Origin of the sequence: Streptomyces sp. NPDC032472 (assembly GCF_040636955.1) — a bacterium.
In the GTDB taxonomy this organism is placed as follows: domain Bacteria; phylum Actinomycetota; class Actinomycetes; order Streptomycetales; family Streptomycetaceae; genus Streptomyces.
Map to the genome: position 1 here is coordinate 42106 of NZ_JBEZVK010000016.1, position 24646 is coordinate 66751.

Annotated in this window: 20 protein-coding genes and 1 pseudogene; 13 read left to right on the forward strand and 8 right to left on the reverse strand. The window is 76.1% G+C overall.

All coding sequences use genetic code 11. The annotated features are described in order from the left end of the window. Positions 1 to 45: 45 nt before the first annotated feature. The 4 genes from AB0F11_RS13015 (at position 46) to AB0F11_RS13030 (ending at position 2342) form a co-directional block, all read left to right on the forward strand. Entirely contained in the window at positions 46 to 543 is a 498-nt protein-coding gene (locus AB0F11_RS13015) for a site-specific integrase (protein ID WP_362171673.1), read from the forward strand. 36 nt (positions 544 to 579) lie between these two features. Next, positions 580 to 735 (forward strand): hypothetical protein, encoded by a 156-nt coding sequence (locus AB0F11_RS13020; RefSeq protein WP_362171676.1) that lies wholly within the window; start codon positions 580 to 582, stop codon positions 733 to 735. Positions 736 to 767: 32 nt separating this feature from the next. Then, the gene (locus AB0F11_RS13025; RefSeq protein ID WP_362171679.1) at positions 768 to 1835 is read left to right on the forward strand and encodes a zinc-dependent alcohol dehydrogenase family protein; all 1068 of its coding nucleotides are present in this window, start codon (positions 768 to 770) and stop codon (positions 1833 to 1835) included. 69 nt (positions 1836 to 1904) lie between these two features. After that, positions 1905 to 2342, forward strand: a complete 438-nt coding sequence (locus AB0F11_RS13030; protein WP_362171682.1) for a hypothetical protein — start codon at positions 1905 to 1907, stop codon at positions 2340 to 2342. A 15-nt stretch (positions 2343 to 2357) separates the two neighbouring features. On the opposite strand, the gene AB0F11_RS13035 is transcribed toward AB0F11_RS13030, so the two are convergent. Continuing rightward, complete coding sequence (locus tag AB0F11_RS13035; protein WP_362171685.1) at positions 2358 to 3449, reverse strand: DUF2330 domain-containing protein; 1092 nt, start codon at positions 3447 to 3449, stop codon at positions 2358 to 2360. A gap of 348 nt (positions 3450 to 3797) precedes the next feature. Between AB0F11_RS13035 and AB0F11_RS13040 the strand changes: the two genes are divergently transcribed. Together AB0F11_RS13040 and AB0F11_RS13045 are read left to right on the forward strand one after the other, a co-directional pair. Then, the gene (locus AB0F11_RS13040; RefSeq protein ID WP_362171688.1) at positions 3798 to 4277 is read left to right on the forward strand and encodes a hypothetical protein; all 480 of its coding nucleotides are present in this window, start codon (positions 3798 to 3800) and stop codon (positions 4275 to 4277) included. Positions 4278 to 4934: 657 nt separating this feature from the next. Then, positions 4935 to 5153 carry a hypothetical protein gene (locus AB0F11_RS13045; RefSeq protein WP_362171691.1) on the forward strand — a complete coding sequence of 73 codons (219 nt, stop codon included), beginning with the start codon at positions 4935 to 4937 and terminating at the stop codon, positions 5151 to 5153. 16 nt (positions 5154 to 5169) lie between these two features. Here the strand turns inward: AB0F11_RS13045 and AB0F11_RS13050 are convergent, their stop codons facing one another. From AB0F11_RS13050 to AB0F11_RS13070, 5 genes and pseudogenes are all read right to left on the reverse strand, one after another. Continuing rightward, positions 5170 to 5820, reverse strand: coding sequence for an HAD family phosphatase (locus tag AB0F11_RS13050; RefSeq protein ID WP_362171694.1), 651 nt, complete (start codon positions 5818 to 5820; stop codon positions 5170 to 5172). Further along, positions 5817 to 6947: pseudogene (locus AB0F11_RS13055) on the reverse strand (ABC transporter ATP-binding protein). Before AB0F11_RS13055 ends, AB0F11_RS13050 begins: the two are co-directional and overlap by 4 nt. A gap of 5 nt (positions 6948 to 6952) precedes the next feature. Next, positions 6953 to 7804, reverse strand: coding sequence for an ABC transporter permease subunit (locus tag AB0F11_RS13060; RefSeq protein ID WP_362171697.1), 852 nt, complete (start codon positions 7802 to 7804; stop codon positions 6953 to 6955). Further along, positions 7792 to 8787 carry an ABC transporter permease subunit gene (locus AB0F11_RS13065; protein WP_362171700.1) on the reverse strand — a complete coding sequence of 332 codons (996 nt, stop codon included), beginning with the start codon at positions 8785 to 8787 and terminating at the stop codon, positions 7792 to 7794. Before AB0F11_RS13065 ends, AB0F11_RS13060 begins: the two co-directional genes overlap by 13 nt. Then, positions 8787 to 9914: an extracellular solute-binding protein gene (locus AB0F11_RS13070; RefSeq protein ID WP_362171915.1), complete on the reverse strand. Its 1128-nt coding sequence runs from the start codon at positions 9912 to 9914 to the stop codon at positions 8787 to 8789. Before AB0F11_RS13070 ends, AB0F11_RS13065 begins: the two co-directional genes overlap by 1 nt. 271 nt (positions 9915 to 10185) lie before the next feature. On the opposite strand from AB0F11_RS13070, the gene AB0F11_RS13075 reads away from it, so the two are divergent. The 3 genes from AB0F11_RS13075 (at position 10186) to AB0F11_RS13085 (ending at position 13766) form a co-directional block, all read left to right on the forward strand. Next, positions 10186 to 10932: a GntR family transcriptional regulator gene (locus tag AB0F11_RS13075; RefSeq protein ID WP_362171703.1), complete on the forward strand. Its 747-nt coding sequence runs from the start codon at positions 10186 to 10188 to the stop codon at positions 10930 to 10932. A gap of 87 nt (positions 10933 to 11019) precedes the next feature. After that, positions 11020 to 12006: a LysR family transcriptional regulator gene (locus AB0F11_RS13080; protein ID WP_362171706.1), complete on the forward strand. Its 987-nt coding sequence runs from the start codon at positions 11020 to 11022 to the stop codon at positions 12004 to 12006. Beyond that, positions 12003 to 13766, forward strand: coding sequence for a hypothetical protein (locus tag AB0F11_RS13085; protein ID WP_362171709.1), 1764 nt, complete (start codon positions 12003 to 12005; stop codon positions 13764 to 13766). The genes AB0F11_RS13080 and AB0F11_RS13085 overlap by 4 nt, the downstream gene beginning before the upstream one ends. Before the next feature lie 16 nt (positions 13767 to 13782). Here the strand turns inward: AB0F11_RS13085 and AB0F11_RS13090 are convergent, their stop codons facing one another. After that, complete coding sequence (locus AB0F11_RS13090; protein ID WP_362171712.1) at positions 13783 to 14520, reverse strand: ABC transporter ATP-binding protein; 738 nt, start codon at positions 14518 to 14520, stop codon at positions 13783 to 13785. 184 nt (positions 14521 to 14704) lie between these two features. On the opposite strand from AB0F11_RS13090, the gene AB0F11_RS13095 reads away from it, so the two are divergent. The 4 genes from AB0F11_RS13095 to AB0F11_RS13110 all read left to right on the forward strand — a co-directional run bounded on the left by AB0F11_RS13095 (position 14705) and on the right by AB0F11_RS13110 (position 23349). Then, entirely contained in the window at positions 14705 to 17995 is a 3291-nt protein-coding gene (locus tag AB0F11_RS13095) for an FtsX-like permease family protein (protein WP_362171715.1), read from the forward strand. Then, complete coding sequence (locus tag AB0F11_RS13100) at positions 17992 to 20802, forward strand: hypothetical protein (protein WP_362171718.1); 2811 nt, start codon at positions 17992 to 17994, stop codon at positions 20800 to 20802. Before AB0F11_RS13095 ends, AB0F11_RS13100 begins: the two co-directional genes overlap by 4 nt. A gap of 41 nt (positions 20803 to 20843) precedes the next feature. Beyond that, a complete protein-coding gene (locus tag AB0F11_RS13105) occupies positions 20844 to 21788 on the forward strand; it encodes an ABC transporter ATP-binding protein (protein ID WP_362171917.1) in 945 nt (314 codons plus the stop codon). Positions 21789 to 21876: 88 nt separating this feature from the next. Next, positions 21877 to 23349 (forward strand): condensation domain-containing protein, encoded by a 1473-nt coding sequence (locus AB0F11_RS13110; protein ID WP_362171720.1) that lies wholly within the window; start codon positions 21877 to 21879, stop codon positions 23347 to 23349. 48 nt (positions 23350 to 23397) lie between these two features. On the opposite strand, the gene AB0F11_RS13115 is transcribed toward AB0F11_RS13110, so the two are convergent. After that, positions 23398 to 24627 carry an RNA polymerase sigma factor gene (locus tag AB0F11_RS13115; RefSeq protein ID WP_362171723.1) on the reverse strand — a complete coding sequence of 410 codons (1230 nt, stop codon included), beginning with the start codon at positions 24625 to 24627 and terminating at the stop codon, positions 23398 to 23400. Positions 24628 to 24646: the final 19 nt, after the last annotated feature.

A 24646-nucleotide genomic window follows, 5' to 3' on the forward strand; every position in this document is an offset into this window, starting at 1 on the left:
CTGGAAGATGCTCTACGAGTCCGCCGCGCGGGCCGATGAGGTGCTGTGCCTGAACGTGGAAGATCTGTACCCGCAGGACAAGCGCGGGCGGATCACCGCCAAGGCGGGGCGACCGAGTGGATCCACTGGCAGTCGGGCACCGCCCAGCTCCTGCCCCGTCTCACCGCCCGCCGCACCCGTGGCCCGCTGTTCCTCACCGGCCGCAGGGCCCCGGCCGGGACGGCGGCGCTGGACGTGTGCGAGGAGACCGGCCGCGCCCGGCTCTCCTACCGGCGGGCCGAAGAGATCTTCGAGGAGAACACCCGGCTGGTGGCCAACCCAATCGCCTCGCCCGAGGACATCGAGGACCTGGACGGCTGGACCCACCGGCTCCGCCACAGCGCCCTGACCCACGACGCCGAGAACGGCACCTCCACCCCGATGCTGCCGGCCCGCTCTCACCACGCCTGCGTCCGCTCCCTGGAGCGGTACGCCCGCCCCGGCGTCGACGCGGTCGCCCGGCACGTCGCCGAGCGAGACCCCGCCGCCCGCCGCAAGGGATGAGCTACCTGAACCTACCGAGGAGTTACTTGCTCCCTGGTGTCCGAGCTGGGACTACTGGGCCTGCTGGGCATCGCCCTGATCTGCGTCGGCGTCATCGCCCTCGCCCGGGCCGGGGCGGCCGAGGGCGGGGGCGGGGGTGGGAGCGGGGGCGGGGGCGGCCAAGGGGGCGAGGGCGGCGGCGAAGGCGGGTAGCGTGCGCGGGAGTCGAGTGGAGGGCGGACGCGATGCGTGCGGTGGTCTTCGAGCAGTACGGGCAGCCGGCCGAGGTGCGGGAGGTACCGGATCCGGCACCGTCCCGGGGCGGGGTGGTGGTGCGTGTCGAGGCAACCGGACTGTGCCGCAGCGACTGGCACGGGTGGATGGGCCACGACCCGGACATCGTGCTGCCGCACGTGCCGGGGCACGAACTCGCCGGGGTGGTGGAGGCGGTGGGCGCGGGGGTCAGCCGCTGGCGGGCCGGGGACCGGGTCACCGTGCCGTTCGTCTGCGCCTGTGGGAGCTGCGCGCAGTGCGCGGCCGGCCAGCAGCAGGTGTGCGAGCGGCAGACCCAGCCCGGTTTCACCCACTGGGGGTCCTTCGCGCAGTACGTGGCCCTGGAGCACGCCGACGTGAACCTGGTGGCCGTGCCGGACGAGCTCGGGTACGCCACGGCGGCCGGGCTCGGCTGCCGCTTCGCGACGGCGTTCCGCGCGGTGGTCGCGCAGGGCAGGGTGGCTCCCGGTGAATGGGTCGCCGTGCACGGCTGCGGCGGGGTCGGGCTGTCCGCCGTGATGATCGCGGCGGCGGCCGGGGCGCGGGTCGTGGCGGTGGACACGGCGCCCGAAGCGCTGGAGCTGGCGCGGAAGTTCGGCGCGGTGCACGCGGTGGACGCCGGCTCGGGCTCGGGTTCGGGTTCCGACACGGTGCAGGCGGTGCGGGAGCTGACCGGCGGCGGCGCGCACCTGTCGCTGGACGCCCTGGGCTCGCCGGTGACGGCCGCCGCCTCGGTGGCCGGACTGCGCCGGCGGGGACGGCACGTCCAGGTCGGGCTGCTGCCGCCCGCGGCCGGGGCGGCGGTCCTGCCGATGGAACGGGTGATCGGCTGGGAGCTGGAGATCCTCGGCAGCCACGGGATGGCGGCGCACGCGTACCCGCCGATGTTGGAGCTGGTCCGGTCCGGGGCGCTGCGGCCGGACCTCCTGGTCACGGCCGCGATCCCGCTCGACGCGGCTCCGGCGGCCCTCGCGGCGATGGGCACGGCGCCGGGCCGCGGGGTGACGATCGTCCTGCCGCAGGAGTCCGCCTCGATCTGAGCTACGATCTGCCGCACTTCGGTCGATCGATCGAACACACGTGAAGGGGTGGGGTGGGTGGTGGGCGCGATGTCCCGCAGAACCGTGGCGGCGCGGGCCGCGACCGGCGTACTGGCGGCCGTGGCCGCCGCGGTCCTGGCCGGCGGCTGCTCGGGCAAGGCACCGACGGCAGACAAGCCCGCCGCGCCGGCCCCCGCCTCGCCCACGCCGTCGCCGTCGGCGTCCGCCTCCGATTCGGCACAGTCGCCGACCCCGGCGGGGGCCTCGGAGCCGGCCGAGACGCCGGATCCGACGGCCACCCCGGGCGCGCGGCCGAAGACCCCGCCGACGACCGGCGGATCGGGCGGCTCGGGCGGCTCGGGCGGCTCGGGCGGATCGCAGATCCCGCAGAACCCCAACCGGGGCCCGAATCCGCCGCCCGCGCCGAAGCACACGCCGATCCTGGACTGGACCCCGCCGACCTTCGACCCGGGCGCCACGTACACGGTCCCGCCGCTGCCGAGGTAGCCGCCGGACGGACGGTCATGCGGCGGGCGCCGCCGGGGATGCGCGCCGGGCCGCGCGGCGGCGCCGGACGAACACCGCCCCGAGCACGACGAGGAGAAGCCCGGCGCCGACCGTCAGCAGCCAGGTCGGCACGCCGCCGACCTTGCGGATCAGGCCGTAGTAGACGGTGCGCCGGTACGGGGTGTCCGTGGCGGTGGCGCGCAGTTCGTGGTCGCCGTCGATGCGGCCCGGCTCCGGGAACTCCTGGTCGATCGCGGTGAGGAAGGCGTCCTTGCCGTCGGTGAGGGGGGCGAGGTGCCGGTCCGGGGTGATCCGCCCGGCGAAGGTCACCTTCGGCGCGTCACCGCCGATCCGGCCGACGGGCTCCATGCGGTGGTCGGCCAGGACGTACAGGCCCAGCGACTGCGGGGTCTTGGCCATGCGGGAGAGCCGCATCGGGTAGACGAGCTTGTCGCTGTCGAAGCGGATCCGCAGCGGGTCCAGGGTGCCGTACAGGGTCCGGCCCTTCTCCCGCGGGGCCAGGCGGACCGCGACGTACTCCCACCCCTGGTCGACGTACGGCTTGACCTCGGTGGCGAGCGTGTCCGGCAGCCGGAAGCCGTTGGATTCCAGCCAGCCGCGCAGGGCCTCCGGGTCGGTGGCGGTCAGCCGGGCGACGTCGAAGTCGCCGAGCTGCTCGCGGCCGACGACGCCGACCGGGGCCGCGGCGTCGCGGGGCGGGGCGCCGGCGGCGGCGCCGTCGCCGATGGAGGAGGAGAAGGGCCAGTCCCCCTGCCGCGGCCAGAAGTAGTAGCGCGGCTTGTGCTCGGGCCTGGTCGCCGACTGCAGTTCACCGAAGACGGCGGGATCGCCGAGCTCCACCGTGGCGCGGGTGGGCACCGGCATGATCCAGGCGGCCTGCTTGGCGTTGCCGCCGACGGTGAAGCGCATCACGATCTGCTCGGTGCGGCCGTCGAAGCGGACGACGGAGGTCTCGCGGGAGACGCCGATGCGGGATTGGCCGTCGGGGATCATTGCACCGCAGCCGCACGCCCAGGCGGGGCTGATGAGCGAGCCGAGCTGGGTCGCGAGCAACGCCAGCAGCAGGGTCAGGATTCTTCTCTTCATCCACACGGGCTCTCAGACGACCCCCCGGTCGATCCGGTTCCCCCAATTCCGCTTCCCTGTTCGACCCCGGGGAGCCGGGTTTCTCCCCCGGCTACCGCTGGGAGGTGCCCCCTGGGGCTCCGCCCCAGACCCCGCGCCTCAATCGCCGGCGGGGCTGGATGTGTCGGACCCCCGTCCGAGTGATGGGACGAGCGAAGCAGACACCCCAAGCCGGAAGACGAGGGTCGGAAATCCCGGCCCCGCCCTCACGCTTCGAAGCCGGGGGTGGGCCATTTCAGCCTCGCCGGCGTTTGAGGCGCGGGGTGGGCCCCCTGGTTCGTTGTCTGCGGGGGTCCTCATACTGCTGCCATGAGAGGGACGGACAAGCCGCGCAGCAGCCCGCTGGTGCCCGACGCCGTCGTGGCCGAAATCGCCCGGCACGACTGGGATGCCATCGAGTGCGGATGCGGCCGCAGCGCAGGGCACCTGGTGGACACCTTGTGGAACGCGGCCGAGGGCCATCCGGCGGCCTACCGCGCGCTGAACGGGCACGCGTTCCAGGCAGGGGTGCTCAAGGCCCCCGCCCCGGCGGTGTGCGGGGTGCTGATGGCCGTGTGGACGGCAGGGCCGCCGCGGCTGGCGACCCGGGAGGCCCTGCTGTGGGCCCTGGTCGCCCTGTTGGGCTCGGACGACGACGGGTCCGCGTACGAGGCCGGGCTGTACGGCCAGTGCGCAGCCTTCGTCCGCCGCGCCGCGGACTCGCTGCGGCGCGAGGCGGCGGCCCGGCCGGGCTCGGTCTCGGCCGCGTACGTGGACGGCGTGCTACGACTCCTCGGCCTGGCCGCCTGAGGGGGCGACTCGCGGCGTACGGCCGCCGCCGCGCGTACGTCTGCGGGGCGACGCGGGGGCGGGGGGCGGCGCCCGTGGCGTCCCCGGCCGGCTGCGGCTGCCCGCGCCCACCGGTGCGCACGACGTGGCCGACGGGCGCGAGCTGATGGTGACCTCCGGCGGCGCCGCACGGGCCGGGCCGGCCGGCCCCGTATGCCGCGGATGAGGAGGCGCGGCTGCTGCTGCGCGGCGTCGGGGTCGAGGACCCGGCCTTGGTGCGCGAGGTGGCCCGGAGCGGACCCGCGGCGCGGTGGACGTGCAGCCCGCGCCGGGACGGCACCCGCGGGTGGTGCTCGCCCGGGTTCGGGGTGCCGCGGAGGACGGGCAGGTGGGCGGCACCGCGGTGACGGCCGCGCGCGCCGCCGACACCCGGTTCGTACCGGACCGGCTGACGGGCCCGCGGCCGACCGACCCCGTACGCGGCGGCCGTCGACCGCTCGCGGACCGCCGGATCGCCGCGGGGGTCGACATGGACGGCGCGTTCCGGGACGCCCTGCCCGCCGACGGGCTCGGCGGGCGGCCGTTCCTGATGCTCGGCACCGACGACGAGGGGCACCGGCCGGGCGGTACCGACCGCACCTGGGACCGGACCTGGCCGGCGCTGGGCGGCTGGAAGCGGTGGCTGACCGGGGAGCCGACCACTTCGGCTTCTGCGACGGCCCCGTGCTCCAGCAGCGCTTCGGCCTGCAGACCGGGGACATCCCGGCCGACCGCGCGGTGGCCGTCACCCGGGCCTGCGTCACGGCCTTCTTCGACGAGCACCCGCGGGGCGTACCGCAGCCCCTGCTCGCCGGGCCGAGCCCCGCGCAGCCCGAGGTCCGGTTGCACAGCCCGTGAACCCGGCGGCGGCGGTTCAGCGCAGGCAGCCCTGCAGCCCGGCGAGGTCGACGTGCTCCAGGGAGGCCGCGAAGGACCGCGCCGGGGACGCGGCGACCTCCAGCAGGGACGGCACCACCAGGACCGCGCAGCCGGCGGCCTCGGCCGAGGCCGCGCCGTCCGGGGAGTCCTCGACGGCCACGCAGGCCCCCGGTGCGGCGCCGAGCCGCTCGGCGGCCGCCCGGTAGGGGTCCGGGTGGGGCTTGGTGCGCGGGGTGTCGTCGGCGGAGAGGGTGAACGCGAACGGGACGTGGGCCAGCGCCCCGCCGGCCACGGCGTCCACGACCAGCCGGGGCGAGGCGCTGACCAGGGCGAAGGGCACGCCCTCGGCGGCCAGTTCGGCCAGCAGCCGGTCGACGCCGGGCCGCAGCGGGGCCCCGGCCGCCACCCGCCGGAAGAACCGCCCGGTGAGCTCCTCGGCCACCTCGTGCGGGTCTCCCCCGCCCGAGACCCGCACCAGGTGGGCTGCGGTGTCGGCCACGGCCCGGCCGACGACCTCGGGGGCGTCCGCGCCGCCCAGGGCGTGGCCGAGCCCGGCCGCGACCTCCTCGGTGGCCTGCCACCACAGGACCTCGGTGTCGACGAGGGTGCCGTCCATGTCGAACAGGACGGCGGCCAGGGCGCTCATCCGGCGCTCCGGGCCACCACGAGCACGGGCCGCTCGACCAGGCCGACGGCGGCCCGCGCCCCCGGAACCAGGTCGGCCGCGTCCCGCGAGGGCACGTCGGCCTTGACTGGGGCGGCCACCCCGGGCAGTTCGAGCCGGAGCCGGGTCACGGCGCCGAGGAAGGAGGCGCCGAGGACGGCGGCCGTGCCCTCCGGGTCGGCGGCGGCGGTGACGTTCTCGGGACGCACCAGCACCTCCACCTCCCGCGTCCCCTCCGGGACGGGCCCGTCCACGGGCAGCCGGGCACCCGCGGCCGCCACCTCCACCAGGCCCGCGTCGGTGAGCCGGCCGGGCAGCCGGTTCATGGTGCCGACGAACTCGGCGACGAACGGCGTCGCGGGGCGCTCGTACAGCTCGGCCGGGGCCGCGCACTGCTCCAGCCGGCCGGCGCCGATGACGGCGACGCGGTCGGCCATCGACAGCGCCTCCTCCTGGTCGTGGGTGACGAACACGGTGGTGATGCCCAGGGAGAGCTGGAGCCGGCGGATCTCCTCGCGCAGGGTGGCCCGTACCTTGGCGTCGAGCGCCGAGAGCGGCTCGTCGAGCAGCAGGACCCGCGGGCGCAGGGCCAGCGCGCGGGCGAGGGCGACGCGCTGCTACTGGCCGCCCGACATCTGGTGCGGGAAGCGGTCGCCGTGGTCGGGGAGGCCGACCAGGTCCAGGAGTTCGGCGGCGCGTTCGCGGCGCTGCGCGGCGCCGACGCCCCGAACGCGCAGGCCGAAGGCCACGTTGTCGCGGGCGTTGAGGTGGGGGAAGAGGCTGTACGACTGGAAGACCATCCCGATGTCGCGGCGGTTGGCCGGGACGCGGGTGATGTCCTCTCCGTCGATCAGGACCTCGCCGGCGTCGGGCTGCTCGAAGCCGGCGAGGATGCGCAGGGCGGTGGTCTTGCCGCAGCCGGAGGGGCCGAGCAGGGCGAGGAGTTCGCCGGGTTCGACGGTCAGGTCGAGGCCGTCGAGGGCGGTGGTGGGGCCGAAGGCCCGGTGCAGGCCGCGGAAGACGACCCGCGCGCCCGTGGCGGCGGCCGCGCCGTCCGTGCCGTCCGCGGGGCCGCCGGGCTTGCGGGCCGCGGGAAGGGTGGTGGACATGGGGGTCAGGACTCCTTGCGGGAGGTGGCGGGCGTACGGGGTGCGGCGGAGACCGCGGAGGGGTTGGTCCCGGCCCGCGAGAGGACGAGCAGCAGCAGCCAGGTGACGAGGAGGCTGAGGATCGAGACGGCGACCGACATCCGGGCGTGCGCGCCGGAGATGGAGACGATCCACACGGCGAACGGCCGGAAGCCCAGCAGCGAGGCGATGGTGAACTCGCCGAGGACCAGGGACAGCGTGAGGAACGCGGCGCCGGCGAGGGAGGCCCGCAGATTGGGCAGCAGCACCCGCAGGACCACGTACGCCCAGCTCGCGCCGCAGCTGCGGGCGGCCTCGACCAGCGTGGGCACGTCGACGGCGCGCAGGCCGGCGTCGAGCGAGCGGTGGACGAAGGGCAGCGCCAGCACCGTGTAGGCAAGGACCAGCACGACGGGGAAGTCGGGGTTCTGGACGGCCAGGAAGGTCTGGTAGAGCGGGGTCCGCGACAGGTGCTCGGGGCCCCACCGCAGCACGGTGGTGATCCCGGTGACCAGGGCGATGGGCGGCACGACCAGCGGCAGCGTGCACACCACCTCGACGACGGGCCGCAGGCGGGGCGCCCCGAGCCGTACGGCGATCAGCGCGGGCACGGTGAGCAGCAGGGACAGCACGATGGTGGCGGCCGCGAGCCCGAGGGAGAGCAGCAGGCTGGGGGTGAACCCGTCGGCGGAGAGCAGCTGGGTGTACGCCCCGAAGTCGATGCCCTGACCGGGGACGTGCACGGTGAAGACGAAGGACGCGAGGAGCGGGAGGAGGAAGTAGGCGGCCGCGGGCAGGAGCACGGCGACGCGCCACGGGCGGGGTGTCATCGCAGCCATCGGGCGCTCCGTCGCTGGAGGGGCAGGTGGACCGCCATCACGAGGCCGGCGATCAGGATCATGTCGAGGCCGAGGGCGAGCGCCACGTTCTCCTGGCCGGTCAGCACGTTGCCGGACAGCGCGTCGGCGATCTTGAGCGTGACGAGCGGGACGGAGCCGCCGACGAGTGCGGCGGCCGTGGCGTGCGCGGCGAAGGCGGTCCCGAAGAGCAGCACGAAGCCGCCGAGGAGCGTGGGCGCGAGGACGGGCAGGCCGACGAGGCGCCAGTACTGCCAGGAGGTGGCCCCGTTGTTGCGGGCGGCCTCGCGCCACTGCGGGCGCAGTCCGTCCAGCGCGGGCACGGTCACGAGCACCATCAGCGGGATCAGGAAGTACAGGTAGACCACGGCGAGGCCGGTGAAGGAGTACAGGTTCCAGCCGAGGGCGGTGAGGTCGGCGAGCTGGGTGACCACGCCGGAGATGCCGACGGTGGCGATGAACGCGAAGGCGAGGGGCACGCCGCCGAAGTTGGCGAGCACGCCCGAGGCGGTCAGCGTGGCGTTGCGCAGGGCCGTCGAGCGGGAGGTGACGACGGCCTGGGCGATCAGCACGCCGAGCACGGTGGCGATCAGCGCGGTGAGGGCGGAGAGCTGGACGCTGCCGATGAGTGAGGTGAGGTACGGACCCCGAAGGGAGCGCGCGAGGTGTTCGGCGGTGGGGCGGGTGGCGCCGTCGGCCGGGTCGGGGCGGGTGACCGCGCCGAAGGCGATGGCGCCGAGCGGGAGGCCGAAGCAGAGCCCGGTGAAGGCGAGCAGCGGGAGCGCGGCGAGCCAGGTGCGCGGGCCGCGCCGGCGGCGTCGGCGGTCACGGGCGGAAGCGGGGGCCGGGGCGGGGGCGGCGGAGGCGGGGGCCTCGGCGGAGGTGCCGGGCCCGCCCCCGGCGGCGGTGTCGGGCCCGCCGCCGGTGGTGTCCTCCGCGTGGGGGGTGAGGGCGGGGGTGGACATCAGGAGAGGGCCTTGGCCCACTTCTCGGCGAGGGTGGCCTTGGCCTTGTCCAGCTCCGGGGAGGCGGGGAAGGCCGGCGTGCCCTGGATCTGCGGCAGCTTGGCGGCGGCGTCCTTGTCGGCGGTGCCGTCCTGGGTCATGACGGGCAGCAGCACGGGGCGGGCGTGGCCCCCCAGCCACAGGTTCTGACCCTCGGTGCTGTAGAGGAACTCCATCCACAGGCGGGCGGCCGCCGGGTGCGGGGCCTCCTTGTTGACGGCCTGCGAGTAGTACTGGGCGTAGACGCCGTCGGCGGGGACGGCGACCTTCCAGTCGACGCCCTTGCCCTTGAACTGCTCGGCGTAGCCGGCGTTGAGGTAGTCCCAGTCGATGGAGATGGGCGTCTCGCCCTTCTCGACGGTGGCCGGGGTGGACTCGACGGGGATGAAGTTGCCGCTCCGCCGCAGCTGCCCGAAGAAGTCGATGCCGGGCTGGATGTCGGCGAAGGAGCCCTTGTTGGCGAGGGCTGCCGCGTAGACGCCGCCGAAGGCCGAGCCGGACTTGGTGGGGTTGCCGTTGAGGGCGACCTTGCCCTTGTACTCGGGCTTGAGCAGGTCGGCGAAGGTCTGCGGGCAGGTGGTGATCTTCGCCGCGTCGCAGCCGATCGAGATGTAGCCGCCGTAGTCGTTGTACCAGCGGCCGTCGGCGTCCTTCTGGCCGGCAGGGATCTTGTCCCAGGCGGTGACCTTGTACGGGGCGAACAGGTTCTCGCCGGCGCCGCTGCGCGCGAAGGCGATGCCGAGGTCGAGGACGTCGGGGGCGCGGTCCTGGCCCTTGCGGGACTTCACGGCGGCGATCTCGTCGGAGCTGGAGGCGTCCGGGTTCTCGCTGTTGACCTTGATCTTGTACTTGGCCTCGAACGCCTTGATGATCTCGCCGTAGTTGGCCCAGTCCGGCGGCAGCGCGATGACGTTGAGCTTGCCCTCCTTCTGCGCGGCCGCGACGAGGGCGTCCATGCCGCCGAAGTCGGCGACGGAGACGGCGGCACCCGGCCGGGCCGCGGCCTTGCCGCCGGCCGGGGTCCCGGCCGACGGGTCGGGGGCGGCGCCGCACGCGCCCAGCGTGGTGAGGACGGCGGCGCCGAGCAGGGCGGTGGCGCCGCGGCGGGCGGCGGAGGAACGGAGCACGGTCTCTCCCGGAGACGTTCGGCGGATTCAGCGGGTCTACTTGTCTGAACAAGTGGCTCCAGTTCGCCCGGTCTCACTGTACGGACGGTGAACGGCGGCTGGACCGCGGGGCACGGCTCGACGAAGACCGGAGAATGACCGAAAGAAGCCGTGACAAACGGGCCGGAGATGATCTTCTGAATCCGGCCCCGCCTAGGCTGGCGGTGCACACCGACGCCAAGGGGGACACGGCATGGGCACGGCCCGCTATCTCGAGATCGCCGAGGCGCTGCGCTCGGCGATCCTGTCCGGCGCGTACGAGGTGGGGGCCCAACTGCCCTCCGAGAGCGACCTCGCCGCCCGCTGGTCCGCCTCGCGCGGCACGGTCCGCCAGGCGGTCGCCACCCTCGCCGCCGAGGGCCTGATCGGCTCGCGGCAGGGGGCCCGCCGGATCGTCCTGCGTCACGAGCGGCGGCACAGCTTCGGCGAGTTGAACAGTTTCGCCCAGTGGGCCGAGGGCATCGGACACGAGGTCACCAGCCGCTTCCTGGCCCGCACCCGCAGGCCTGCCACCCCGGAGGAGGCGGAGCGGCTCGCCCTGCCCGCCGGCACTGAGGTCCTCGCGGTGCTGCGGCTGCGACTCCTCGACGGGGAGCCCACGATGGTGGAGCGCACGGCGTACGCGGACTGGGTCGCGGCGGCGGTCGAGGCCCTGCCGGAGGACTGCCGCTCCGTCATGGACAGCCTCGCGCACGGCTCCGGGATCGTCGCCCACTACGGCGAGCACCTCATCGACGCCCTGTCGGCCGGGAGCGAGGACGCCCGGCTGCTGGAGATCCGGCGCGGCAGCCCGCTGCTGCGCCAGCGGCATGTATCGGCCACCGCCACCGGGCGGCCGATCGAGTGGACCGACGACCGCTACCGGGCCGGCAGCGTCACCTTCAGTGTGAGCAACTCCGCGGTAGCAACACCGTTGGAACGCCGCACCGGGGAGGGCTGACGGGGTCGGCCAGGCGGCTGCTGCCGCTGCCGCTGTATCGTCCGGAACACAACCGGCCGCTTGCTGAACGGGTGTCAAGGAAAACTGATGATCGATGTGCAGCGGCTGCGCGTACTGCGGGCCGTCGCCGAGCACGGCAGCTTCAACAAGGCCGCCGGTGCGCTGCTGCTGACCCCGTCGGCCGTCTCCCAGCACATCGCCGCGCTGGAGCGGAGCCTCGGCCATCCGGTGGCCGAGCGCAGCACCCGCGGGGTCACCCTGACCGAGGCGGGGCGGCTGCTGGTGGATGCGGCCGAGACGATCGCGGCCGAGCTGGACCAGGTCCGCAGCGCGATCGACCGGCTGTCGGCCGGGCGGCCGCGGCTGACGCTCGCCACGTTCACGAGCGGGGGCCGGCACCTGCTGCCGTCGGCGCTGCCGCGGTTCGTGGCCGAGCGGCCCGAGGTCGAGCTGACCGTGCTGGAGGCCGAGCCGGAGGCCGCCGTCGCGCTCGTGCGCAGCGGCGGCGCGGACCTGGCCCTGGCCTACCACTTCGACGGCCCGCCGCCGGTACGGGCCGGGCTGGACTGGACTCCGCTGATGGACGATCCGATGTGGCTGGTGCTGCCGCAGGCCCATCCCCTCGCCGGCCGCGCCTGCCTCGACCCGGCCGAACTGGGCGGTGCCCGCTGGGTCCTGGGCTGCCTGAAGACCGAGGCGTTCCTGCGAGGGTACGCGGCCCTGGCCGGCTTCGAGCTGCAGGTGGCCGCCTCCACCACCGACTACTTCTTCGCCCAGACGCTGGTGGCGGCGGGCGTGGGCGTGTCTCTGGTCCCCCAGATCTCGCTGGCCCCGCCCGCCTCCTGCACGGCGGTACGGGTGGCCCCGCCCCGCCCGGCCCGCCACCTCGGCCTGATCACCCCGCGCCGCCGCACCCCGCACCCGTACACGCGAGCCCTGGCAAAGGCACTGACCGCCGCGGCCACGGCCCCCGAAGCCGGCCCGGGCGCGCCGCCCGCCGCCCCGCCGACGCAGACCCCGCGCACGGCCGCGGACCCCGAAGCCGGGACTGCCGGAACGGAGGCCCGGGCATGACCCACCGCTTCCTCCTCCCCGGCCTGGCGGCCAACCCGGCCCTCCCGCCCGCCCTCCTCACCCGCCTCATCACCCTGGCCAGCACGCCGGCGCAGAACCCGGACCCGAACGCCGGCCCCCACGCGGAGTGGGAGCTCGCCCTCGCGCTGGCCGCTCGGCCGGACCTACGGCCCGAGCAGATACGCATACTCGCGGCCCTCAACGCTTGCGTCGCGGAGGAACTGGCGCACGAGGGCCACCAGGTCCCCGACGTCGATCCGCTGGCCCAGCCCTTCGTGGCCCTCGCCCTCCTCAACAGCCCAGCCCCACCGACGCTTGAGGCCACCGGGCCCGAAAATGCAGCCTCGCCGGCGTTTGAGGCGCGGGGGCCCGGGGACGCAGCCCCCGCCAATCCAGCCCCGCCGGCGCTTGAGGCGCGGGGGTTCGGGGGCGGAGCCCCCGCAACGGCGCCGCAGGTGAACACGCCGGGCGGCCGGGACGGGCGGTGGGCCCGGGCCCTGGCCGCGCACCCGGATCGCGAGGTCCGGCGGCGGCTGGCCTCCTGTCCTGGCCTGCCACCCGAGGCAACGGCGGCCCTCGCCGCCGACCCGGACCCCGAGGTGGCGGCCGAACTCGCGCTGTGGACCACCGACCCGGCGGCAGCCGCCCGGCTCGCCGCCCACCCGCACGCCGAGGTCCGCAGGTCCGCCGCGGGCAACCCGGCGGCCCCGCCCGCCGCCCTGGCCGCGCTCATCACCGGCGAAGGGCTCGCCCCACCGCGCTCCTGCCTGGTCTGCGACCGCGAGCCGGTCCCGTTCACGCACCCGCCGGAATGCCCGCGTACGGACTGCGACCTGCCTCCCGGAGCCGCCTGCAGCGGTGCGCACGAGTCCAGCGCGCACGACATCCTGCAGCAGGCGGCCCGGAACCCCGCCGCCCCGGCCGCGGCCGCCGCCGGCCTGGCCGGGCACCCCTCCGCCCTCGTCCGCTGGGCACTCGCCGAGCGGTCCGACCTCCCGCAGGAGCTGTACGCCCGCCTCGCCGAGGACCCCGTCCCCGGGACCCGGTGGGAGGTCGCGGGCAACCCCGGGATCGGCGAGCCGCTGATCCGCGCCCTCGCCGCCGACCCCGCCTCCACGACCGATGCCCTGCGCCGGCTGGCCCACCACCCGCGGCTGCCGCTCGACCTGCTGGCCGGGCTCTCCGCGGCGACCCGGATCGGATCGGTGCTGCTGCCGCGGATCGCCGCCGCCTCGCCGGCCGAGCTCGCGGAGCTCGCCGCCTCCCCGCACGCCCGCGTCCGCATGCTCGTGGCCGAACGGCACGATCTGCCGGACGACTTGCGCGATGCGCTCGCCGCGGACCCGGATGCGAAGGTGGTCAAGGCCGTCGCCCCGCATCCCGGGCTGTCCGAGGAGCAGCTGCGCGCCATGGTCGCGCTGCACGGCGTACGGGTGCTGGCCCGGGTGGCGGTGAACCCGGACGCCCCGGCGGGACTGTTGGAGGAGCTGGCCCGCCACGAGCCGCCCGTACGGCGGGCCCTGCGGGGACTCGCCGTGCACCCGCATGCGCCGGCCGGAGCGCTCCTGGTGTGCCTGCAGGACGAGCGGGCCCGGTGCGACGCCGCCGCCCACCCGGCCCTGCCCCCGTCGGCGCTCGTCGCGCTGCTCGCCGACACCGATCTCGACGTGGCGCGGGCGGCGGCGGCCAACCCGTCGCTGCCTCCGGAGGTGATGGAGGAGCTGATCGACGGCCGTGCGCGGGCCGCGGGCCCCCGCTGAGCGGAACGGCCGCCCGTCAGCCGCGCGCCGACTCCGCCTCCGGCTCCGGCCGGTGGATCCGGCCGTCGCGCAACTCGACCACCTCGTCGGCGAGTTCGATCAGCGCCGGGTCGTGGGTGGCGACCAGGGCCGTCACGCCCTCGCTGCGGACCACTGCCCGCAGCAGCTGCATGATGGAGCGGCCGGTCTCCGAGTCGAGCTGCCCGGTCGGCTCGTCCGCGATGATCAGCGCGGGTTCGTTGGCCAGGGCGCGGGCGACGGCGACCCGCTGCTGCTGCCCGCCGGAGAGCTCCCCGGGCCGCTGGGCCGCGTGCTCGGCCAGGCCGACCAGGGCCAGCAGGGTACGGGCGCGCTCCTCGCGCTGCCCGGCCGGAACCCCCCGCATCCGCATCGGGACGCCGACGTTCTCCGCGGCGGTCAGCACCGGGATCAGGCCGAAGGACTGGAACACGAAGCCGATCCGGTCGCGGCGCAGCGCGAGCAGGCCCGCCTCGTCCAGGCCGGCGAGGTCGGTGCCGTCGACGGTGACCGTGCCGCCGGTGGGGGCGTCCAGGCCGCCGACCAGGTTCAGCAGGGTGGTCTTGCCGGATCCGGAACGGCCCTTGAGGGCGGTGAGGCGGCCGCGCCCGGCCTCGAAGGAGACACCGCGCAGGGCGTGGACGGCGCGTTCGCCGCTGCCGAAGGTGCGGTGCACGTCGTGCACCGCGACCATGGGTGCGGCTGCCGCCGTACCGGCGCGGTGGTCCTCTGTCATGGTGCGGGCTCCCCCCGGAAATGGAGCGACGAACGCCGCTTCCTTCGCTTCTGCTTCGCTTCTCTCGGGAATTTGTTCATCCGTCACCTACTGCGCGCAAGACCCTTCCGCAACACGTTCGAATCTGACAGCATCGTCCGATATCCGGGACCAGTGGTCCGGAACGGGGGAGGAACAACGGCACATGCTCGGCTTCGTCGTGCGCCGGCTGCGCGGGCGACTGCCGCTCGCCGCCGCCGTGCTGCTGACCGTACTGATCACCACCACGGTGCTGACCGCACTGCTCGCGTTCACCCGCGGCGTCGGTGAGGCGGGGTTACGCCAGGCCCTGACCGGACCGGACCGCGCCCGCACCACCGTGCTGGTCACCGGCGACCACCCGGCATCCGCGCGCGGCCGTGACGACGACGCCGTACGCACCTTCGGCAAGGACCTGTTCGGCGACCGGCTGCCGGCCGGTGTCGAGAGCGCGTCCCGCAGCCGCCCGTACGGACTCCCGCGGACGCACACCCGGGCCGCGGAAGCGGCACTGACGCTGCTCGCCTCCCTGGACCGGGGCCGGACCACCCTCCTGGCCGGCCGGTGGCCGGACCCCGTCGCCGCGCCCGGCAGCCCGGTCCCCGTGGCCGTACCCCAGGAGGCCCTGGCCCCGCTCGGTGCAGACGCGAACGCGCTGCCCGCCGACGTGACCCTGGACGACCGCTACGGCGGCCCCCCGCTGACCGTGCGGGTGACCGGCGTGTACCGGGCAGCCGACCCGCGCTCCCCGTACTGGCGGCTCGACCCGCTCGGCGGACGCGAGGTCCAGGTCGGCAGTTTCACCACCTACGGCCCGCTCCTCGTCGACGACAGCGCCTTCACCGCGGGCGGACTCGCCCAGAACAGCCGCGCCTGGCTGCTCACACCCGACCTCGCGGACGTCCGCGGCACCGAAGCGGAGGCCCTGCGAGCCGGCACGGCGGACACCGCCGACCGGCTGAAGCGCACGGCGGGCCTCAAGGCCCAGACCGAACTGGACACGCTCCTCGGCGAGTTGGAGTCGGCCCGGCTGGTGGCACGCTCCGCGGTGCTGATCGGGGCGCTCCAGCTGGCCGTGCTCGCCGCGGCGGCCCTCCTGCTCGTCGCACACCTGCTGACGGACCGTCAGGAAGGCGAGCGGGTCCTGCTCACCGCCCGCGGTGCCTCCCGGGCCCGGATCGGCGTCCTCGGCCTCGCCGAATCGGCGCTGCTCGCGCTGCCCGCCGCCGTAATCGCCCCGCTGCTGGCCCCGCCGCTGCTGCGGCTGCTCGGCGCGGTCGGCCCGGCGGCCGGGATCCCCCTCGACACCGGCGGAATCCGGCTGCTCTGGCCGGCCGCGGCCGCCTGCGCACTGGCCTGCGTCCTGCTGACCACCCTGCCCTCCGTGCTGCGCGGGGCCGCGGCCGCCGCGCTGCGCCGCACCGGGAGCCGTCAGACGCTCGTCGCCGGTGCCGCCCGCTCCGGGGCGGACCTGGCGCTGCTCGCCCTCGCCGTCCTCGCCCACCAGCAGCTCTCCCGCTACAAAGGCGGCGCTCCCGCCGGCGGCCGGCTCGGCGTGGACCCGGTCCTGGTGGCCGCACCGACGCTGGCCCTGTGCGCCGGGACCGTGCTCGTGCTGCGGCTGCTGCCGCTCGCCGCCCGCCTGGGCGGGCGGATCGCGGCACGGGGGCGCGGCCTCGGCCCGGCCCTCGTCGGCTGGCAGCTCGCCCGCCGGCCCGGGCGGGCCACCGGGCCCGTCCTGCTGCTCGTCCTCGCCGTCTCCAGCGGGGTCCTGGCCCTCGGCCAGCACACCGCCTGGGCCTCCTCCCAGCGCGACCAGGCCGACTTCGCCACCGCGGGCGGCCTGCGGATCACCGGCAGCGACCTCGCCCCGATGGGCCAGGGCGGCCGGTACGCGGCCCTGCCCGGCGGCGACCGGGTGTTCCCCGTGATCCGCGCCGCCCAGGAGCTGCCCGGCGGCCGGGCCGCCCAGCTCCTCGCGCTGGACGCCGCCGCGGCCGAGCGGGTCCCGCTGCGGGCCGACCTGCGCGACGGGCGGCCCATGCGCGAGGTGTTCGCGCCGCCGGCCGGCGCCGCGGCCCCCGGGGCCGACGGCATCGCGCTGCCCGGACAGCCGCGGCGGATCGACCTCGACGTATCGCTGCGGGTGCCCTCGGACAGCGGCAACCCGGGGCTCGGGCTGATGCTGCGCGACCGGTTCGGGCTGACCTACCGGACCCCGATGGCCCAGCTGCGCGCCGGGGGCGACACCACCGTGTCGGTGGACCTCGGCTCCCTCTCCGGGGCCCCGCTCGGATCCCCCGCCGCGCCGCTGAGCGTCACCGGGATCGTGGTCAGCTACCTCCCCGCGGGCGACCGTACGGGCTACGGGATGGGCGAGGGTCCCGTCGTCGGGGGCGAGTTGGCGCTGCGCCGCCTCGCGGTGTCCGACAGCCCGGACGGCGCGGCCGCCACCGTCCCGGTACCGGCCCCCGCGGCGGGTTCCGGCTCCGGCTCCGGGTGGACGCTGTCCGCCCCCGAGCTGCCCGGCGGGGCCGCCGCCGGCGAGCTGCTGCCCGGCCCGCAGGACGGCTCGGAGCTGCTGCGGCTGCGCTACCGGGGCGGCGGCGACGCCGCCGGCGGTGCGCAGCTGACGCTCGCACCGCCCGGGGCGCGGCCCGTGACGGAGGTGCCCGGGGTCGCCACCCGCGGCTACCTCGCCGGTGTCGGCGCGGCCGTGGGCGACCTGATCCGCGTACGGCTGGGCGGTGTGGACGTGCCCGTGCGGATCGGTGCGGCGGTCGGATCCCTGCCCGTGGCCGGCGACACCGCTCTCGCGGTCGACCTGGGCGCCGCGGGACGGCTGTTGGGCGCCTCCGGTGCGCGCGAACTGCCCGCCCCTGCCGAGTGGTGGCTGCCGGCCGCCTCCGCCGAGGACCCCGCCCCCGCCCGCGCCGCGGCCGAACTGCGCTCCCGCGCCGGGGCGCAGCAGGTGCAGCTGCGGGAGGAGGTGGCGGCCGGGCTGCTCCGGGATCCGCTGAGCGCCGGCCCGCAGGCCGCGCTGGCGGCGCTCGCAGTGGCCTGTGCGGTGCTGGCCGCGATCGGGTTCGCAGCGTCCGCGGCGGCCGCCGGCCGGGACCGGGCCCGGGAGTCCGCCGTCCTGCTGGCCCTGGGCGCGCCCCGGCGTTCCCTGGCCCGGACGGCCGCCGCCGAGGGCTGCCTGCTGGTGGGGCTCGGCAGCGCGGTGGGGCTGGCCCTGGGCGCCCTCGTCGTCCATCTGGTGGTGCCGATGGTGGTGCTGACGCCGGCCGCCCGCCGCCCGGTGCCCGAGGTGCTGGTCGACCTGCCGGCCGGCGCGACACTGGCGACCGCCCTGGCCGTCGCCGCGGTGCCGCTGCTGTCGGCGGTCCTGGGCGCCCGTGCCGGAGGCGGGGGCAGGAACGTGGCGGCCCGGCTGCGAAACGTGGAGGAGATGTGACCGGCCTGCAGACCCGTCCGGGCGGCGGGCGGAACGAGGAGAGCACCGGATCCGGCGCCGCCGCCGTCCGAGCGGACGGCGTGACGACGCGCCCGGCGCCCTGGGTGCGGACGCGGCTGCGCTCGGCCCCGCTGAGCGCCCTGCTCGCCGCCGCCCTCGCCTTCACGGCCGTGTTCCTCGCGGCCGCGCTCCCGCGCGCCCTGGACCGGGGCGCCGACGGCGCGCTGCGCTCGTACCTGCACGAGCGCGGGCCCGGTCCGACGAGCCTGCTCGCCACCTCCTACCAGCGCTCCGGCCCGCCGACCGCCGAGGCACTCGACGCGACCCTGGCCGACATCACCGCCCGTACCGGCCCGGTCTTCAACGTCGCCCCGACCGGACCGGTGCACGGCTCCCAAGGTGTCAAACCGCGCGCCCTGGAGAACCCCGGCCTGGCCCGCCCCGAAGGCATCCCGCCCGTGCTCGGCCTGCTCCACCTGCGCCGGGCCGAGGAGCACGTGCGGCTGGTCGAGGGGCGCTGGCCGGGCGGCCGCACCCCCGAGGGAGCGCCGGTGCCGGTCGCGTTGTCGCAGCAGGCGGCCGGGACCCTCGGCGTCCGGGTCGGCATGGTGCTGGAGGGCAGCCCCGACCTGTCCGGGAACCCGCTCCGGGCCGAGGTGGTCGGCCTGTACGCCGCCCACTCCGAGGACGACCCGTTCTGGACGGAACTGCCCTGCCTCACCCATGCCTGCGCCAACTACACCAACACCGCTCCGCCACGGCAGTACTGGGTGACCGCCGCCCTCGTCGGTCCGGACGCCCTCGACCGCCTCGCCCCCTGGGGCCAGGGCGCCCAGGACTTCTGGCGCCTCCCGCTGGACACCGGCCCACTGCGCGCCGACCGGCTGCCCGCGCTGCGCCGGGAGGTCGCCTCCCTCGTGGCCGGACCGGTCGCCTCCGAGCTGATACGCGTCACGGGGCGCCCCGATCTGCGCGTCACCTCCCGGCTGCCCCAGCTGTTCGCCGAGGCGCAGGCCCGGCAGCAGGCCGCCGCGCCGCTCGCCGCAGTCGGACCGGTCGGCGTCGCCGGGGTGGCGGTCGTGGTGTTCTGCCTGGCCGGCGCCCTCACCGCCGACCGGCGCCGGGCCGAGCTGCAGCTGCTGCTCGCCCGCGGCGGCTCGCCTGCCGGGATCGTCGGCCGGCTCCTCGGCGAGGGCGCGGTCACCGTGCTGCCGGCCGCGGCCGCGGCGACCGCCCTGGCCGTGGCGCTGCTGCCGACCCCGCGGTGGTCGGGCACGCTGCTCGCCGCGGTGGCCGTGGCCCTGCTGGCGCTGCTGGCCTTCCCCGTCCGGGCCGCCGTGCTGCTCTCACCGCGGCGCGGGCCGGCGCCGCGGCGGCGCCTGGTCGCCGAACTTCTGGTGTTCGCCGCCACCGCCGCGGCCGTCTTCGAGGTCCGGCGGCACGGGGTGGCCCCGGCCGGGCAGGGCCCCGACCCGCTGCTGGTGGCGGCGCCCCTGCTGCTCGCGCTCTCCGGCGGACTGCTGCTGGCGCGGCTCCAGCCGTACGCGGTCGGGCTGGCCGCCCGGGCGGCCGGCCGGCGGCGGGGCCTGATCGGCTTCGTCGGCCTGGCCCGTGCCGCGCGCGGCACCGCGGGCGCGGCCCGTCCGTCGGCGCTGCCGCTGGTGGCCCTGCTGCTGGCCGTGATCACCGGGAGCTTCGGCGCCACCGTGCTCGGCGCAGTGGACACCGCCCGGATCCGGGTGGCCCGGCAGACGGTCGGCGGCGACGTGCAGATCACCGCACCGCAGAACTCCTCCGTGCCCGAGGCGATGGCGCGGGCCGCCGCCGCGCTGCCCGGCGTGCGGACCTCCGTCAGCGTGTGGAGCGACGACCAGGCGTTCGTGTTCGGCACGGCCGAGGGCTCCACCCAGGTGACGGTGATCGTCGCCGAGCCGGTCGCGTACGCGGAACTGGCCCGGACAGCGGGCCGCGGCCGGTTCGACCCGGCCCTCCTCACCCCCGGCACCACCGGCTCCCCCGACGCCCCCGTGCCCGCCCTGTTCGGCGGCTCCCTCGCCCGGATGGCCCCGCTCGACGGGCAGCCGCTCCTGCTGCGCCCCGACGGGGGCGGCGAGGTGAAGGTGAAGGGCGTCGCCGTGGTGGACGCCACCCCTGCCCGGCCGGGCACCGGCGGGGCGGTGGTGGTCCTGCCCGCGGGTCCGGCGACGGCCGCGCTGCCCCGCACCGCCCGCCCCGAGCGTTGGTTCGCCACCGGCGCCGTCGACGAGGGGCGGCTGCGGGAGATCGTCCGGGCCGCCGAGCCCGCCGGACAGGCCGGGAAGTTCCAGGTCGCCACCAGCACCCGGGTCGCCGCGGAGCTGGCCGCCGACCCGCTCCAGCGGTCTGCGGGCCGGCTGTTCTGGGCGTCGCTGGCCGGCGCGGCGGGCTTCGCCCTGCTGGCGGTCCTGCTGACCCTGGTGCGGGCCGCTCCCGAACGGGCCGCGGTCCTGGCCCGGCTGCGCACGATGGGCCTGCGCCCCCGGCAGGGGGTCCAGCTGGTCCTGGTGGAGGCGCTCCCGCAGGCCGTGGCCGCCACCCTGGGCGGGGCCGCCGTGGCCGCGGCGGCCGTGGCCCTGCTCGGGCCTGCCGTGGACCTGTCCACCCTGGTCGGCTCGACCGTGCCGACCGGGGTCCGGGCGGCCGCGGGGCCCGTGCTGACCCAGGCGCTCGGGCTGGCCGGGCTGGTCGCCGTGGCCGTATGCGCCGAGGCGGCGGTGTCCGGGCGGCGCCAGATCACCACCGAGTTGAGAGCGGGAGACCAGCGTTGAACACCGAGCAGCCGACCTACGAAGAGCTACGCCGGCAGGCCCTGGCGGCCTCCGCGCCCCGCGGCCCCGAGGCGGGCACAGCGATCGCCTGCGACCGGCTGGTGCGGATCTTCAGCACCGACGGGGTCGAGGTGCAGGCCCTGCAGGGGCTGGAACTGACCGTGTCCCGGGGCGATCTGGTGGCGCTGGTCGGCGCCTCCGGCAGCGGCAAGTCGACGCTCCTGAACATCCTGGCGGGGCTGGACGTGCCGACCGCCGGCACGGCCACTGTCGACGGGTACGACCTGCTGGAGATGTCCGCGAAGGACCGGCTGCGCTACCGGCGTGAGGCGGTGGGCTTCGTCTGGCAGCAGACCGCCCGCAACCTGCTGCCGTTCCTGACGGCCGCCCAGAACATCGCGCTGCCCATGCAGTTGCGGGGCCGCTCCCGCACTGCGGGCGGCTCCGCCGCCGGCCGCTCCCCCGCGGGCCGGGCCGGGCGCGCGGCCCGGGTCGCCGAGCTTCTGGAGGCCCTGGACATCGCCGATCTGGCGGGCCGCCGGCCCGCCGAGCTGTCCGGCGGCCAGCAGCAGCGGGTCGCGATCGCGGTGGCCATGGCGAACAATCCGGCGGTGCTGCTGGCCGACGAGCCCACTGGCGAGCTCGACTCCGACACCGGCGCCGCGATCTTCGAGGCGTTCCGCACCGTGAACCGGGAACTCGGCGCCACCGTGGTCATCGTCACGCACGACCCGCTCGTCGCGGGCGAGGTGCGCCGCACGGTCGCGATCCGCGACGGCCGCACCAGCAGCGAGGTCCTGCGCCGCACCGTCACCGACGAGCACGGCGCGGAGTCGGTGAGCGAGCGCGAGTACGTGATGCTGGACCGCACCGGCCGCGTGCAGCTGCCCCGGAAGTTCCTGGAGGCCCTGGGCATGGAGCACCGCGTGGCCGTCGATCTGGCCGCCGACCGCATCGAGGTCCGACCCGACAGCGCCGAGGTCTGATCCCCCGGGCCACCGGCCCGGCGTCACTTCCGCAGCCCGGGTGTCGTTAGGGCCTCGGGGTTGGCTTGGGGGCGAAGGGATGGCGTTGATGCGGCAGTTTCCTGTGGAGATGCACGGCATGGCACCCGGCCGGGTCGTCGAGTGGCGGCTCCGGTCCACCGCGGGGCCGGAGCCGGTCGCCGGGGGCAGGTGGGCTTCGTTCAACCAGGACAAGCACTTCACCGTCGCCGAGGAGAGCCGCGGGGCCGACGACCCGGTCGCGTCCTGGGTGGCCGTGACCTTCGAGGTCGAGGGGGCGTTGGACGAAGGGGCCCTGGCCGGGGCGCTGCTGGTGTTCGTACGGCGCCACGAGGTGCTGCGGTGCACTTTCCGGCGGCTGGCCGGGGAGCTGGCGTGCGAGCCCATCGCCCCCGGCGAACTGGCCCTGGACGCCGTGCCCGTGGCCTCCTTCGACTCGAACCGGGAGCTGGTCGGGTATCTGTCGGAGCGGTTCAAGCGCAGCATCGACACGCTGTCCTGGCCGCTGTTCACGATGGGCGCCGTGCTGCGCGAGGACTCCGCGACCGTCTACCTGGCCTTCGACCACATCGTCTGCGACGGCCTGTCGATGCCGGTCGTGGTGCAGGACGTACAGGGCGCGTACGAGGCGCTGCGGCGCGGTGAGGAGCCCGCGGCGGCGACCGCGCCGTCCTACCTCGACTTCGCCGAGGAACAGCGCCGCCGCTACCTGTCCTTCGACGCCGATGACGAACGCCTCGGCTACTGGAAGGAGTTCGTCGCGCGCGGCGGCGGCGCGTTCTTCCCCCGCTTCCCGCTGGAGCTCGGCGTGGCGCCCGGCCGGATGTACCCCATCGTCAACGAGGCCTCCGAGCTGCTGGACGCCGGCGAGGCCGAGGTGTTCGAGAAGGCGTGCCGGGAGGTCGACGGCAAGCCGTTCATGGGCGTGCTGGCCGCGGTCGCGGTCTGCCTGCGCGAGGCCGGCGGACCCGGCGTCTACCGGGGGTTCATGCCGGTGAGCGAGCGGGGCCGGGCCGGCTGGGCGGACTCGGTCGGCTGGTTCGTCAACACCATGCCCATCGAGTTCGACGCCTCGCCGGGCCGGGACTTCGGGCAGGTGATGGCCGGGGTGCGGGAGGGGTTCGGCGAGATGATGCGCCACATCGACGTGCCGTTCGTGCGGGCCTGGCAGCTGCTGGCGCCCGAGGAGTTCGCCGCCCGCTCGTGGCCGTACCCGGTGAACTTCTTCTCTTACATCGACACGCGCAAGGTGCCGGGCGCCGGGCGGCACGAGGAGTGGCGGCCCGCGACGCACGTGTGGTCGGCGCGCGCCAACGGCGTCTGCTCCTGGTTCCAGCGGGACGCCCACGGCCTGCACATGAATTCGATCTACGTGGACACCGCCGCGGCGCGCCGCACCATGGAGGGCTTCCAGGAGGCGCTGCGCCGGACGGTCCGGGAGATCGCCCGGCACGGCTCGTTCGGCCGGCCCCTCGGGCTGGCTGCGCCCCGCGGGCCGGTCGGGTCGGCGCTCGGGGTGGGCGCGGTGGCCCGCCGGCCCTGAGGGGCCGGGCGCGGTCGGCGGCCGGGCCGTTCGCCGGCCGGGCCCGCGTCAGGCGTCGGCCGCGCGGCGCAGCAGGAGGGCCTGCTCGCGGGTGTTGGCGGTGAGCGAGGCCGCCCTTTCGAACTCGGCGCGGGCCTCCTCGCGTCGGCCGAGCCGCTGCAGCAGGTCACCCCGTACGCTCGGCAGCAGGTGGTAGGCGCGCAGCGCGGGCTCCCGGGCCAGGGCGTCGACCAGCGGGAGCGCGGCCGCCGGACCCTCGGACATGGAGACGGCGACCGCCCGGTTGAGCTCGACCACGGGCGAGGGGGTCAGTTCGACCAGGCGCCCGTAGAGGGTGGCGATGGCCGCCCAGTCGGTGTCCTCGTAGCGCACCGCCTGCGCGTGGCAGCCGGCGATCGCGGCCTGGAGGGAGTAGGGGCCGCTGCCGGCCCGCCGGAGGGCTTCGACGCCGCGGCGGATCAGCAGCCGGTTCCACTTGGCCCGGTTCTGGTCGGCGAGCAGGACGGGCTCGCCGTCGGGGCCGGTGCGGGCGGCGGTCCGGGAGGCCTGGAACTCCAGGAGGGCTTCGAGCCCGTGCACCTCGGGTTCGCCGGGCATGAGGCCGGCCAGGACGCGGGCCAGGCGCAGGGCGTCCTCGCACAGCGCGGGGCGCACCAGGTCGTCGCCGGCCGTCGCCGCGTAGCCCTCGTTGAAGATCAGGTAGATCACCTCCAGGACGGAGGCGAGCCGCTCCTCGCGGTCGGCCCCGTACGGGACCTCGAAGGGCACCCCGGCCTTGGCCAGGGCCCGCTTCGCCCGGACGATGCGCTGGGCGACGGTCGGCTCGGAGGTCAGGAAGGCCCGGGCGATCTCGCGGGTGCTCAGCCCGCCCATGAGGCGCAGGGTGAGGGCGATCCTCGCTTCGGTGGGCAGGACGGGGTGGCAGGCGGTGAAGACCAGCCGCAGCAGGTCGTCGTCGATGTCGTCGGGGGCGGCCGGCTCGGGGGGCGGGGGCACGTCCTCCAGGGTCCGGCCGACCTCGGCGAGCTTGCGGGCGTAGACCTCCTTGCGGCGGACGAGGTCGACGGCGCGGTGCTTGGCGGTGGCCATCAGCCAGGCGCCCGGCCGGTCGGGGACGCCGGACTGCGGCCACTGCTCGAGTGCGGCGACCAGGGCGTCCTGGGCGAGCTCCTCGGCGATGCCGACGTCGCGGACGATGCGTGCGACACCGGCGATGATCCGGGCCGATTCGATCCTGAACACCGCTTCGACCGCCTGGGCCGTGCTCGCTGCCGTCACGGCCACCCATCAGAGCAGC

Coding starts and splice junctions, on each gene's coding strand:
- AB0F11_RS13025 (WP_362171679.1), top strand. CDS start 768: ATGCGTGCGGTGGTCTTCGAGCAGTACGGGCAGCCGGCCGAGGTGCGG.
- AB0F11_RS13030 (WP_362171682.1), top strand. CDS start 1,905: ATGTCCCGCAGAACCGTGGCGGCGCGGGCCGCGACCGGCGTACTGGCG.
- AB0F11_RS13035 (WP_362171685.1), bottom strand. CDS start 3,449: ATGAAGAGAAGAATCCTGACCCTGCTGCTGGCGTTGCTCGCGACCCAG.
- AB0F11_RS13040 (WP_362171688.1), top strand. CDS start 3,798: ATGAGAGGGACGGACAAGCCGCGCAGCAGCCCGCTGGTGCCCGACGCC.
- AB0F11_RS13050 (WP_362171694.1), bottom strand. CDS start 5,820: ATGAGCGCCCTGGCCGCCGTCCTGTTCGACATGGACGGCACCCTCGTC.
- AB0F11_RS13060 (WP_362171697.1), bottom strand. CDS start 7,804: ATGGCTGCGATGACACCCCGCCCGTGGCGCGTCGCCGTGCTCCTGCCC.
- AB0F11_RS13065 (WP_362171700.1), bottom strand. CDS start 8,787: ATGTCCACCCCCGCCCTCACCCCCCACGCGGAGGACACCACCGGCGGC.
- AB0F11_RS13075 (WP_362171703.1), top strand. CDS start 10,186: ATGGGCACGGCCCGCTATCTCGAGATCGCCGAGGCGCTGCGCTCGGCG.
- AB0F11_RS13080 (WP_362171706.1), top strand. CDS start 11,020: ATGATCGATGTGCAGCGGCTGCGCGTACTGCGGGCCGTCGCCGAGCAC.
- AB0F11_RS13085 (WP_362171709.1), top strand. CDS start 12,003: ATGACCCACCGCTTCCTCCTCCCCGGCCTGGCGGCCAACCCGGCCCTC.
- AB0F11_RS13090 (WP_362171712.1), bottom strand. CDS start 14,520: ATGACAGAGGACCACCGCGCCGGTACGGCGGCAGCCGCACCCATGGTC.
- AB0F11_RS13095 (WP_362171715.1), top strand. CDS start 14,705: ATGCTCGGCTTCGTCGTGCGCCGGCTGCGCGGGCGACTGCCGCTCGCC.
- AB0F11_RS13110 (WP_362171720.1), top strand. CDS start 21,877: ATGCGGCAGTTTCCTGTGGAGATGCACGGCATGGCACCCGGCCGGGTC.